The following is a 12,678-nucleotide window of genomic DNA, read 5'->3' as shown; positions in this document are numbered from 1 at the left end:
CTTTTGCATCAGCCATAAGTTTTATTAAAAGGTAATCAAATAATTTGTGTTGTTAGGTTATTGTTTAACCAAATACTGAATCCTAAAATTAAAATAATGATAACATGTCACCTTCTGAAAATCTAATCACAGCCATACTGGAAAGGGATAGAAATATTATCTACCATGATGCTTCCCAAAAACCAGCATATAAAAAATTAAATAAGAGCATGCGGCCTCTTATTGCTGATTTCACGGAATATTCTCCACTACATAAGGGGCACCGGCATTGTATGATGGAAGCGAAAAAAAAAGTCCCGGAAGGATTATTTGTGGCGGTGGTTCCAGGACCAACTGAGCGCAGTGGCCGGGGCCTGCCATACATCATGACCCGGGAAGCCCGGGCCCGAGCCGCAGTAAATGTCGGGGCAGATATAGTGGTGGAAGGGCCTCCTATGGGCATTATGGGGTCTGGTCAATATTCTCTTTGTTTGGCCCGCATGTTCCAGGCCCTGGATGCAGATTACATTCCACGTGGCTTTAAACCAGTGGAGGGATTTGATCAAATAATGGAAAGAATCAGTAAAGGACATGGAGTGGCTCCCAAACCATATAAAATGGTGGATATGAATACCCGGGAAATCGTAATGGAGGGCAAGCTGGAAGAAGACAACTATGTTATTGCTTCTCTTTCCCGGTCACTTACTAAAATTGGATTTGATTTTAAAAATAAATTCATATTTGTTAAACGCATTCCTGATGTGAGTGGAACCATCATTCGCCAGGCCGTCCTGGAAGGGGAACTTAGTCAGGCCAGGGACATGTTACCTCCAGAAACTATTAAGGTTCTGGAACAGGAAATGACTTTAAATAGGGCCCCTTTACATGATTTAAGGGATATAGAAAATATTTTAAAAACAGTTAATGAATACCGTAAAGAAGAACTATTATCCTTATCCTTAGTAGATGAGAATACTGTGGAAAAACTATTAACAAAGAGGCCTTTTGAAAATTTGAATCAAATTCAGAAATGTATCTCCCGGGGGTTTTCCACCCATTTTCAACATAGGGTTTTATCTTCTCTGGAGGCAAAAGTTGATAAGGAAACAATTTCTAAGTATATAGAAAATTACCCTTCTCTTATTCGTGTATTAAATTATAAAGATAAACACGTTTTACAAGAGTTTAAAAATAGAATACCTCACAGGAGGCTAGAGATATGGCAATTAAAGAAGGAGATTTCGTAAGATTAGAATTTACAGGACGAACCAAAGAGACTGGTGATGTCTTTGATACCACCATAGAAGAAGTGGCTGAAGAAGCCGGAATTAAAATTGATGAAAAGGTATATGGACCCATACCTATAATTGTAGGCGGAGGTCACCTTTTAAAAGGAATCGACCAGGCTATTATTGATATGGAAGCAGGAGAACAAAAAACAATTGAATTGACTCCTGAAGATGGTTTTGGAGACAGGGATCCTAAACTGGTGCAACTGGTTCCTATGAAGGAGTTCAAAAAACAGAACATAAAACCTTATGTGGGAATGAATATTACGGTAGAAGGTCACAATGGCAGAATTCAAAGCATAAGTGGTGGAAGAGTTCGTCTGGACTTTAATCATGAATTAGCTGGAAAGAACCTGGAGTATCAGGTGGAAATTAAAGAGATTCTGGAAGACGATGTGGATAAAATTAAGAGCATGATCCAGCTCCACTATCCTAATCCTAAAATTAACATGGATAAGACTGAAGTAAACATCCAGGATGGTAAAGTAACCATTATTATGGATGAACTTAGCCGGTTTGACCAGAAATCTTACATGGACATTACCTTTGCCCGGTTTAGAATAGCCAAAGATATCTGGGAAAACATTGAAAACCTGGAAAAAGTGGAATTTGCCGATGTCTTTGAAAAGAAAAAAGAAATGCCTGAAGGCGGAGTAACTGAAGAAGAAGTAGAAGAAATTGCTGAAGAAGTTCTCACCGAGGTAAAAAAAGAAAAAGAGGATTAATTTCTCTTTTTTATATTTTTTTTTTTAGTATTATTATAGTTCTTATTTTTAAAATTTTATATGATTATTAATTTTAATAAAAGATAATTTATTTTTACAGGCTATAAACAATTATTCTACCGGTTATCACCACTAAAATTGCCAGAGACGACCCTAACATAAAACCAGTAACTAAACGGAGCAAATTATTACTTTCTCTCCATTCCAGATACTGGGTACCTCCATCAATTATTGCCGGTGCGGTTAAGAATAATAAGGCTAAAATAGATGGATCTATAAGGCCTATATGAAAAAAAGGCAACGTGAATATTCCTAAAAAAATACCAGTACACCTTGCACAAAGGGGGAGAGGTTTATTTTTAAAATAAATGCTCCTATCTTCTTTTTGATGGCACAGGGGTAAAAATTTAGGGTATTGGGGGTCAGTCAATAAATCCACTCATTTTAACCTATTAAAAAGTTAATTATCCTCTGAGGGTCGGTGAGCAAAATATTTATTACATTTGACAGGTCACCATAAAAAGGAGCCAGATACAACAGGTAAATTATGTAAAGCCCCAGAGCAATAAAAAACAGGACCACCAGGAAAATAAGGCAAAATAGCAGGAATCTATTGGAGGAATCTTTTTTAACTGGTCTGGCTTTTTCATAGCTGTTATCCATAGCAGGGCTGCTTTGGGGTTTTACTTTACCATAACCTGCTTTTATGGGTTTTGATTCTGAAGCTACCTCTTTTTTATCACTATACAAAGTTACCAGGTCATCGGCACATTCCTGACAGTAATTTTTTCCAACCAGTTTTAAACGACAATCTGCACAGAGTATTTTACCACAACTTACACAGGCGGCCACTCCTTCCTTATCTGGATGGTTTTCGCATTTCATTCTAACTCACCTTTTTAAAAGATCAAAAATCCCTCAGGGCCAGGTTACCATTTTCGGTACTCTAATTTTTTCCACCCTTTCTTTAACTATTTCTGGCCATTTTTCCATATCAAAACCTTTCTGAGCCAGGAAACCAAATACCCATCGTGAAACTCCTATTCCCGTACATCCTGTCCATATATTCTGTTTTCGGGCTTCTTTTATAGAAAATCCTTCTACAAAATGAGTCCCATGGACATTAGCAGAAACAACTGCCACTCCTTTCTCCTGTCCAGGTATGGATAATCTCATTTCATATTTAGGCACATCCGGGAATTCAATACCTCTATCTTCCACCTTTCGCCCTTCCAGATAGAAAGGGTCGTCTCCTACTTCATTGTACCATTCCAATTCCATTTTATCGGCGATTTCATAAGAAAGATCAATGGATTCATCCCGGATATTATTGGTTTGTTCAGGTGTACCTAACCATACCAGTTCTATTCGTTGGAATTCATGAACCCGATCCAAACCTTTGGCCCCTCCAGCTTCCCAGCGGTAGGTCCATCCACTTCTATCAAAGAATTTTATTGGTAACTCTTTTTCATCCACCACTTCGTGACTTAAAAATTCATAAAATGGTTCGCACTGGGCGGGAGCTATAACATAGGATGGGTCTTTTAGTCCTTCTTTTAAAAGATCAATGGGAACTTCTTTATTGATTATCAGATCATTTTTGAATTTTTCAAAGGTTTCCGGGTCTCTTTTTGGAGCAGAACAGTAATACATTCCCTCAGGGAGCCCTTCCAGGTATCTCATTTTATGCATTATGGGTATGGGGATTAATTTAGGGAATAGACATTCCATAAAACCCATTTTATACACCATTTCCTCTAATAATATCTCTTCCAGGGCTCTCTGTAGAGCTACCAGCTGGGGGCCGTAGAACCACTGGCCACGACCAGGGAATTTTTTAACCCAACCCTGTTTTACAGCTTCTTCAGTGGGATCTCCTTTAAAAAGCGGCTTAATTTTTTTACTACGTGCTATTATTTCTCCAGGGGTGGCTTTGGTTACCTGGCGGGTTAGAATATCTGTAGGTTTTTCTGCAGAAGATTCTTCTTCTTCCTGCTTTTCCAGGGTAACATGCTTAATAATCCGATTGACGATATGTTTTCTTAGTTCTGATTCAGAGAGATTATGTAGCTCCACCACCACTCTATTTTCTTCTATTTTAAAATCAGAAATCTGAGGAAGACTCCGGGCCAGTTCCATATCTATATCATAACTACCTTCTCGGGTAGGTATAATAATCTGGTAGCAGTTAACATGCATCTTCCTTATACCCAGATGATATTTTTTACCTAGAAGTTCACCTAATGGTTTTTTAATCCTTAAAAGGGCGTCATATGCCCTGACTCTGTGCCCTGAATCTATTTGTAGTTTTAGTAAGGCCCCTTCAATATTCCAGCTGGTGATTTTAGCCCCTTCTTTTTTCTGATTTTCAGGAACACCCCGGAGCAGTAATTCACTATTAGCCTCTTTTATAAACTCTTTTAAGTCTTCTCTAGCATTTTCGGCATCTTTAGAGAAACTTATTTCGCCTTGAAGTATGAATTTCATTACTTTCACCTGTTATCATTTTAAGCATAATCAATAAAGATTCTTAAACTGGAACTCAAATTCATTTCATCTCATTTAACATTTTTTCCACTACCATCTCGCAGAAGATGAGGTCATCAGCACTAGCCAGGAAACTGCGAATTGATTCACCAGATAATTTAAATATTAACGTACTTCCCTGTATTTTGGAATTTACATAATTTATATTATCTGGTTTTAAAGATTCTAAAGCAATTTGGGCCTGCTTTTTTGTTTTATATTCCAGTTTGATATCTGCTTTAAAATTCATTATGAGAACCTTTATTGATTTTAATTAATGGTCTTATTTATTCCATATTTAAGATGTTTTCTGCTATTTTTTCTATAGAATCAAGTGCTGGCGAGTCATCATAATCCGTTAATGGTCTTCCTTCCATATCTGCCTTTATAACCATCTGATCACGAGGTATACTTCCAATTACTCCAATATCAAGTTCTTTTAGCTTCTGTTGAACAAATGATTCTTCTTCTTTAGTGGAGACCTTATTAATCACTGCCTGTATATTTTGTACTCCAATATCTCCGGCGAGTTTTTTTATTCTATGGGCGGTTTCCAGGGATTTTAAACCAGGTTCAACCACCACAATCATCATATCAACGGATTCAGCGGTTTTTCGCCCTAAATGTTCAATCCCGGCTTCCATATCCAGAATCACTATTTCATCTTTTTTTAAGATCATATGCCTTAAAATAGCCTTAAGGAGAACAGAAGCAGGACATATACAACCATCCCCTCCTTTATCCACAGTACCCATAACCAGCAGTTTCAGTCTCCCTTCTGGATCATAATTAATGGAAAGAGATTCAGGAAGGTCACTTATTTTAGGGTTTATTCGGAATATTTCCCCAAAAGAGGAACCGGGTTCAGCACCGGTTCTATCCTTAATCAATTCTTTCATTTTTGATATAGGAGTAATATTCTTAGTGATGCCCAGGCTGGATGCCAGGTTCATGTCCGGGTCAGCATCAATGGCGAATACTTTATATGTCCGGGAAAATATACAGGATAAAGTACTTGAAAGGGTTGTTTTACCCACCCCTCCTTTTCCAGTTATAGCAATTTTCATTTGATAACACCTTCATTTAAGGTTATATTCATGGATTTAATTCGAATAGCTATTTAATTTAATTTAAAGGAGCTTTCACTAATTAAGATGATTAAGATGTATTTTTTATCTTTCTTCTTAATAGTTCACTACATTTTTAAGTACCTTTTAATTAATAAATTAATTCAATTATAATAATGGTAAAGGTTATGGTATATATTTACCAGAATCATTATAAGAATATGTAAAGGCAATATTTATTAATGGTTATTTAGAAATTGAACTTAACTTAATCAAAGTTATCACTCTACAATTTTCTAGTATTTATTAATGAAATTTTTAAGGAGGATTATTTATGGTTCGAGCGTACACAAGAAAAGAGTACATTAGAAGAATCCCCGGTTCACGGATTGTTCAATATGATATGGGTAATTTATCTGCTGAATTTCCAGTATCTGTAAGTATAGCAGTTAAGGGTCCAGCCAGCATTTCACATAATGCATTAGAAGCGGCCAGGATTGCTTCAAACAGGTATATGCAGAGGAAAGCAGGACGAATGGGTTATCATTTGAAAATAAGAGTTTACCCTCATCACATTGTTCGTGAAAATCCTATGGCAACTGGAGCCGGTGCTGACCGTGTACAGGATGGTATGAGGAAAGCTTTTGGTAAGCCAGTTAGTTCCACTGCCCTGGTTAAAAAGGGACAGAAAATATTAACGGTTAAAACCAATAAGAAAAACTTCAAGGATGCTAAAGAGGCCCTGAGAAGAGCCGCTATGAAAATACCAGTTTCTTGCAGCTTCATTATTGAAAAAGGAGAAGAACTGGTAAAATAATATGAAAATGGATTTAACCGGTTCATAACCGGTTAAAATTTTATTATACTCTTATTAACTTTTTAAAAATTATAAATTCTGATATAAATTCATTTTCAAATTAAATAGAATTTAATCTCATATTTAACTTATCTAAATAAGCAAGAAATTTTAAGGGGATAAAATGAAATATGTGGCATTCTTTGAAGATCTAAACAAGGAAGATGTTGACATTGCTGGTGGAAAGGGAGCTAATCTGGGTGAACTTACCCAGGCAGGTATACCTGTTCCTTCCGGATTTGTGGTAACATCCGAAACCTATGATAAATTCATGAAAGACACTGGAATTTATGGAGAAGTAATGGGGTACCTGGATTCTTTAGACGTTAATAACAATAAAGAATTACAGGAAGCTTCTAAAAATATTAAAAATACCATTATAAATGCTGAAATTCCAGAAGACATTAACACCCTTATAATTGAGGCTTATAATGCCCTATGCCATAAAGTAGGAACAGAAAACACTTTTGTAGCTATCCGTTCATCTGCCACTGCAGAAGATTTACCGGAAGCTTCTTTTGCTGGACAGCAAGATACCTTCCTTAATATTAAAGGAGCAGAAGATGTTTTAAAATATGTTCAGAAGTGCTGGGCATCTCTTTTTGAAGCCAGGGCCATATTCTATCGAGAAGAAAACAACTTTGAACATTCCAAAGTTTACATTGCAGTGGTAGTACAGGAAATGGTGGATGCTGAAAAGGCAGGAGTCATGTTCACGGTACACCCTTCCACCGGGGAAGAAAAAATACTTATTGAAGGTTCCTGGGGATTGGGAGAGGCCGTGGTATCTGGAACAGTAACTCCTGATACCTACTGGGTGGATAAAGAAACTGGCGAAATTCTGGAAGAAACCATAAGTGAAAAAAACATCATGTTCCACAAAGATCCAGAACAGGGGAAAACCATTAAAACAGAAGTCCCTGATGAACTTAAAAAAAGAAGAGTTCTCTCTGATATGGAATTAGCAGAATTAGCTGCCATGGGTAAAAAAATTCATGACCATTATCAGTTCCCTCAGGATACTGAATGGGCTATTGAAGGTGGAAAAGTCTTCATGCTCCAATCTCGACCAGTTACTACTTTAAATGGGCCTGATGCTCTCATTGATGAATCAGAAGAAGCTGAAAGGAATATTATTACTAAAGGCTTAGGTGCCAGTCCGGGTATGGCTTCAGGAGCAGTTAAAATAATCAGGAGTATTGATGAGCTGGATAAAATACAATCCGGAGATGTTCTGGTAACGGCTATGACCACTCCAGACATGGTCCCTGCTATGAAAAGGGCCAGCGGAATAATCACTGATGAAGGAGGAGTTACCTGTCATGCAGCTATTGTATCCCGGGAATTGGGAATACCCTGTGTGGTGGGAACTACTGATGCTAGTCAGATCCTTGATGAAAATCAGGTGGTAACTCTGGATGGTAATAAAGGAATTGTCTATGAGGGAAAACTAAAAGTTTCTACCAAAAAAGAAGAAGTAGAGGCTCCTGCTTTATCTCAAGCACCGGTACTTACAGTTACAGAAGTAAAAGTAAATGTTAGCATGGTTGAAGCTGCTCAAAAAGCCGCAGCTACCGGAGCAGATGGTGTGGGCCTTTTAAGAACAGAACACATGATGCTGGCCACTGGAGTACATCCTAAAAAATATATTAAAGATGGAAATGAGGCTGAACTGATTAATATTCTGGTGGAGAATATTCTAAAAGTAGTGGATGTCTTCTATCCCCGCCCGGTATGGTACCGTACTCTGGATGCCCCCACTGATGAATTTAAAACACTGGATGGTGGGCAGGATGAACCCTATGAACACAATCCTATGCTGGGCTGGAGAGGTATTAGAAGGGAACTGGATGAACCTGAAATTCTTAAAGCGGAATTTAAAGCTATTAAAAAACTCCATGAACAGGGATACACCAATGTAGGTATCATGATACCTCTGGTTCAGCACCCTGATGAACTTAAGGAAGCTAAAAAAATAGCTGAAGAAGTGGGACTCAAACCTCAAAAGGATATAGAGTTTGGAATAATGGTGGAAACACCAGCAGCTGCCTTAATCATTGAAGACTTTATTGACGTGGGAATTGACTTTGTAAGTTTCGGAACCAATGACTTAACTCAGTATACACTGGCTATTGACAGGAATAATGAACATGTTGCCGGTTTGTATAGTGAAGGTCACCCGGCGGTCTTAAAACTAATTGAAAGGGTTATTAAAAAATGTGAAGCTGCCGGTGTAAAGACCAGTATCTGTGGTCAGGCAGGCAGTATACCTAAGATAGTGGAAAAACTGGTTGAATTGGGTATAAGCAGTGTTTCTGCTAACACTGACGCTGTAAACGAAGTGCGTCGAACAGTAGCCCGTAGTGAGCAAAAATTACTTCTTAAAGCTGCTAGAAAATTGGTTAAAGAGTAAATATACTCTTTTTCTTTTTTTATATCCTGTATTTTTTTTAATCTATTTTCAGGTAATTTTATGGATAGAAAAGGACTCAGCCCGGGGCTGGTATTTGATAAACTCAAAAAATTCCAGGAAAATGACATGGACTACAAATCGGGTCGCATACTTGGGTCTATGTGTACCTGCGCCCATCCTGTTGCGAAAAAAGCATACTGTGATTTTTTAGAGTCTAACTTAGGGGATCCCGGACTTTTTAAAGGGACAAAAGCACTGGAAGATGAGGTTATATCTCTTTTAGGGTCCTTTTTAGGTTGTAAATCTGCATATGGTCATGTTATAACAGGGGGGACTGAAGGTAATCTTATGGCTATTCGTGCTGCCCGCAACATGGCCCGGATTAATTCACCTACCTCCTCGCCGGAAATAATTGTACCTAAATCGGCTCATTTTTCCTTTAAAAAAGCAGCAGATATTCTGGGCCTTAAATTAATGGAAGCAGAATTAGATGAAAACTACAAAATTGACTTAGACTCCGTTCAAGAATTAATATCTTCCCGAACTGTAGCAGTGGTAGGAGTAGCAGGAACAACTGAACTGGGGAAGGTGGACCCTATTGGGGAGTTATCCCGGATTTGTAATGAAAAAAATATCTATCTGCATGTTGATGCCGCATTTGGTGGTTTCATAATACCTTTCCTAAAAGAAATGGGATTTAAAATACCTGAATTTAATTTTAAATTAAGTGGTGTATCCTCCATAACGGTTGACCCTCATAAACTGGGTTTAACTCCCATTCCCACAGGATGCATCCTCTTCAGGGAAAAAAAATTTCTGGATGTAATGAGCATTGAAACTCCCTATCTGACTGAAAAACAACAGTCCACCATAGTAGGAACTCGAACTGGAGCTTCAGCAGCTGCTACCTGGGCTATTTTAAAATATATGGGTAAAGAAGGATATATGAAAATTGCCAGCAGTACTATGGAGGTTACAAATTTTTTAGCAAGAGAATTAACTAGTTCTGGATTTGAATTGGTAAGTGAGCCTGAATTAAATATAGTGGCTTTTAATTCCGGGAAAATCCCTGCAAAAGAACTTTCAACTAAACTCAAACAAAAAGGTTGGGTGGTTTCTGTATCAGCCTGTCCTCCTGCTATCCGGATTGTACTCATGCCCCATATAAGGAAGGAACATATAGTGGAATTCATGGATGACCTTAAGTCTATTCAAAAAAGTGCTCTTTAAAATTACGTCCTGGCAATAATATATCCATTTAAAATGACCTAATTTTAGATAAAATGACTTTTAATTATATAATACCAGATTCTTCTATTCGATAAAAGTCCTGTGAAAATATAAATAAATTTCCATAACCTTAAAACTTTTATGGTGATTCTTATGATAAAAATAAAAACTCCTGTTGAATTGAAGGAACTTGAAAAATTAAGTGCCGGTGACCAGATTTTAATAAGTGGTGAAATCTTCACTGGCCGGGATGCGGCCCTTCCGAAATTAATTTCTTCTATAAAAAGAGGAGAAAAACTTTTAGAATTATCGGGATCAGTTATCATGCATACTGCAGTTAGTGATGCCGGAATAGCCCCTACCACCAGCAATAAAGAGGAAATAGAGGGTTCTATAGGGGAACTATCCCGTCAAGGGGTTCGCATTCACCTGGGTAAGGGTGCTCTGGGGAAAGAAACAATTAATGAATTAAAAGAAAATAGGGCCATATTTGCAGTCACCCCTCCCGCAGCTGCCCTTTTAAGTAGTAAAGTCATATCTAAAAAAGTAGTGGCCTTCCAGGAAGAGGGAATGGAAGCTATTCACAACTTGAAAGTGGAAGAAATCCCGGCAATTGTAGCTATTGCTCATGGAAAATCTATTTATTAATTATTATGGGGATGGTTTACCAAATGCTATATCTCCTGCATCACCCATTCCGGGTATTATATAACCCTCTGCATTGACTTCTTCTTCCACCGAGCAAGTGTAAATCTCTAAATCAGGATATTTACTCTTTATTTTATCTAAACCAATCCTGGAAGAAATAACTGAAAACAAGACCATTCTTTTTGGCTTACCATACCTCTCCAGCACTTTTAAAATCAGATCCATGGTATTACCTGTGGCCAGCATAGGGTCTGCCACGATTACTATTTTTTGATTTAAATCAGGAATCTTAACATAATCCATTTTAACCCGAAAAGGGGGTTTTTCTTCCCTCCAGGCACCAATCACTCCGGTTTGAGCTTCAGGGAAAATTCGCATAATTCCATAACTAAGGGGTAGTGATGCTCGGAGCACACTGATTATTACCATATCTTCCCTTTCCTTAATCTTTATTCCATCAGCTACACCCAGGGGAGTTTCTACTTCTATTGATTTGGTATTGAGGGTATTTGCAAATTCATATGATATCAATCTACCAATTTCCATGATTCCCATTCTGAAATGACTGGAATCAATTCCTTTTCTTCTTATTTTGCTTAAACGTTCCTGAACCAGTAAATGATTAACTATTTTTAACATATTTTAGTTCCTGTGATTTAGATAGCAATAACTTAATTATATTGGCTATGCTTGATAGCTTTTGTTGTATTTATAATCCCTTAGATTGTAATAAAATTCTAAAATGAGGTATTATAGGAAATTATATGGGCTTTTAATTAAAAAAATATTCAAAGAAAGATGATTCTTAAATAGAAAAACTATTGTTTAAAAGGGGTATGAGGGTGAATTCCAAAAAAATAATTTTAATTGTGGGATTACTGGCGGTTCTAGGAGTGGCCTTATTTTTAGTGTGGCCACAGACAATTGAAGAAGAAGGATTCCAACCAGAGGTAGTGGTGGATGGACTTAACATTCCCTGGGCTATTGATTTTCTCCCGGATGGGCGGATGATATTCACTCAAAGGGAGGGAAAAGTTAGTATATGGGATGGTGAATCCCTGCAGGAGGTGGGGACTATAGATGTAGTGGCCCAGAGCGAATCCGGGCTTTTGGGAATTGCAGTTGATCCTGAATTTAATGAAAATAATTATATCTATCTTTATTACACCAGCACTACTGATAATCGTATTTCACGCTTCACTCTAAGTAACCAGCTGGAAGATGAAACCGTGATTCTGGAGGGCATTCCGGCTAATCCCATTCATGATGGGGGCCGCCTTAAATTTGGCCCTGATGGCAAACTATATGCCACTACCGGTGACGCGGGTCAAACGGAATTATCCCAACAAATCGATTCCCTGGCTGGAAAAATACTTCGTTTAAACAAAGACGGATCTATACCTGAAGATAATCCATTTGGAAATTATGTATGGTCCTATGGCCACCGAAACCCCCAGGGAATAACCTGGAATACAGAAAACGGGCTGATGTATGCTGCTGAACATGGACCCCGACAAAATGATGAAGTTAATCTTATTATTAAAGGAGGAAATTATGGATGGCCATTAGAAGAATGTGATAGTCCTGAAAGCCAGTTTATTCAACCTATAAGCTGTTACAATAATTTCACACTGGCCCCATCTGGCCTGACATTTTTCCAGGGTAAATTGTATGTGGCTGGATTAAGGGGTAATCAACTCCGACAGATAATACTATCTGCTGATGGGAGATCTGTTCTGGAAGAAAATGCACTATTCACCAATCTGGGCCGTATCAGGGATGTAGTGGTTCATGAGGACTACCTTTATATTTCCATTAGTAATCGTGATGGGAGGGGTGTTCCTAAAGTGGATGATGATAAAATAATTCGTATAAAGGTTAATTGATTAAAAGCCATAAAATATGGCTTTATTTTTTATAAAAAATTCAATAATCCATTTAATTT

Annotated in this window: 13 protein-coding genes; 7 read left to right on the top strand and 6 right to left on the bottom strand. The window is 37.7% G+C overall.

Annotated elements, in window-relative coordinates; translation table 11 throughout:
* Positions 1-104: 104 nt before the first annotated feature.
* Positions 105-1,226: a nucleotidyltransferase family protein gene (locus HYG87_RS04830; RefSeq protein ID WP_211534087.1), complete on the top strand. Its 1,122-nt coding sequence runs from the start codon at positions 105-107 to the stop codon at positions 1,224-1,226.
* Positions 1,199-1,993 carry a peptidylprolyl isomerase gene (locus HYG87_RS04825; protein WP_211534086.1) on the top strand — a complete coding sequence of 265 codons (795 nt, stop codon included), beginning with the start codon at positions 1,199-1,201 and terminating at the stop codon, positions 1,991-1,993. The genes HYG87_RS04830 and HYG87_RS04825 overlap by 28 nt, the downstream gene beginning before the upstream one ends.
* Positions 1,994-2,087: 94 nt before the next feature.
* Here the strand turns inward: HYG87_RS04825 and HYG87_RS04820 are convergent, their stop codons facing one another.
* From HYG87_RS04820 to HYG87_RS04800, 5 genes are all read right to left on the bottom strand, one after another.
* Positions 2,088-2,432 carry a DUF2085 domain-containing protein gene (locus HYG87_RS04820; protein WP_211534085.1) on the bottom strand — a complete coding sequence of 115 codons (345 nt, stop codon included), beginning with the start codon at positions 2,430-2,432 and terminating at the stop codon, positions 2,088-2,090.
* Positions 2,433-2,437: 5 nt separating this feature from the next.
* Complete coding sequence (locus tag HYG87_RS04815; RefSeq protein WP_211534084.1) at positions 2,438-2,878, bottom strand: B-box zinc finger protein; 441 nt, start codon at positions 2,876-2,878, stop codon at positions 2,438-2,440.
* Positions 2,879-2,911: 33 nt separating this feature from the next.
* Entirely contained in the window at positions 2,912-4,480 is a 1,569-nt protein-coding gene (gene serS, locus HYG87_RS04810; protein WP_211534083.1) for a serine--tRNA ligase, read from the bottom strand.
* A 61-nt stretch (positions 4,481-4,541) separates the two neighbouring features.
* On the bottom strand, positions 4,542-4,769 hold the full coding sequence (locus HYG87_RS04805) for a KEOPS complex subunit Pcc1 (protein WP_211534082.1): 228 nt from the start codon (positions 4,767-4,769) through the stop codon (positions 4,542-4,544).
* Between the two features lie 37 nt (positions 4,770-4,806).
* Positions 4,807-5,586: an ATP-binding protein gene (locus tag HYG87_RS04800; protein ID WP_211534081.1), complete on the bottom strand. Its 780-nt coding sequence runs from the start codon at positions 5,584-5,586 to the stop codon at positions 4,807-4,809.
* 334 nt (positions 5,587-5,920) lie between these two features.
* Here HYG87_RS04800 and rplJ point away from each other — a divergent pair, with 334 nt between their 5' ends.
* The 4 genes from rplJ to HYG87_RS04780 all read left to right on the top strand — a co-directional run bounded on the left by rplJ (position 5,921) and on the right by HYG87_RS04780 (position 10,733).
* Positions 5,921-6,403, top strand: a complete 483-nt coding sequence (rplJ, locus tag HYG87_RS04795) for a 50S ribosomal protein L16 (RefSeq protein ID WP_211534080.1) — start codon at positions 5,921-5,923, stop codon at positions 6,401-6,403.
* A 163-nt stretch (positions 6,404-6,566) separates the two neighbouring features.
* Complete coding sequence (gene ppsA / locus HYG87_RS04790; RefSeq protein ID WP_211534079.1) at positions 6,567-8,855, top strand: phosphoenolpyruvate synthase; 2,289 nt, start codon at positions 6,567-6,569, stop codon at positions 8,853-8,855.
* Positions 8,856-8,915: 60 nt separating this feature from the next.
* Positions 8,916-10,085: a tyrosine decarboxylase MfnA gene (gene mfnA, locus HYG87_RS04785; RefSeq protein ID WP_211534078.1), complete on the top strand. Its 1,170-nt coding sequence runs from the start codon at positions 8,916-8,918 to the stop codon at positions 10,083-10,085.
* A gap of 153 nt (positions 10,086-10,238) precedes the next feature.
* The gene (locus tag HYG87_RS04780) at positions 10,239-10,733 is read left to right on the top strand and encodes a fumarate hydratase C-terminal domain-containing protein (RefSeq protein WP_211534077.1); all 495 of its coding nucleotides are present in this window, start codon (positions 10,239-10,241) and stop codon (positions 10,731-10,733) included.
* Between the two features lie 3 nt (positions 10,734-10,736).
* Here the strand turns inward: HYG87_RS04780 and upp are convergent, their stop codons facing one another.
* The gene (gene upp, locus HYG87_RS04775; RefSeq protein WP_211534076.1) at positions 10,737-11,372 is read right to left on the bottom strand and encodes a uracil phosphoribosyltransferase; all 636 of its coding nucleotides are present in this window, start codon (positions 11,370-11,372) and stop codon (positions 10,737-10,739) included.
* A 197-nt stretch (positions 11,373-11,569) separates the two neighbouring features.
* Between upp and HYG87_RS04770 the strand changes: the two genes are divergently transcribed.
* Positions 11,570-12,619, top strand: coding sequence for a PQQ-dependent sugar dehydrogenase (locus HYG87_RS04770; protein ID WP_211534075.1), 1,050 nt, complete (start codon positions 11,570-11,572; stop codon positions 12,617-12,619).
* The last annotated feature ends 59 nt before the right edge of the window (positions 12,620-12,678 follow it).

The sequence above is a fragment of the Methanobacterium alkalithermotolerans genome, from assembly GCF_018141185.1.
Classification (GTDB): Archaea; Methanobacteriota; Methanobacteria; order Methanobacteriales; family Methanobacteriaceae; genus Methanobacterium_F; species Methanobacterium_F alkalithermotolerans.
Note: the sequence above shows the minus strand (reverse complement) of the source record. Positions and strands in the feature narration are given on the sequence as shown.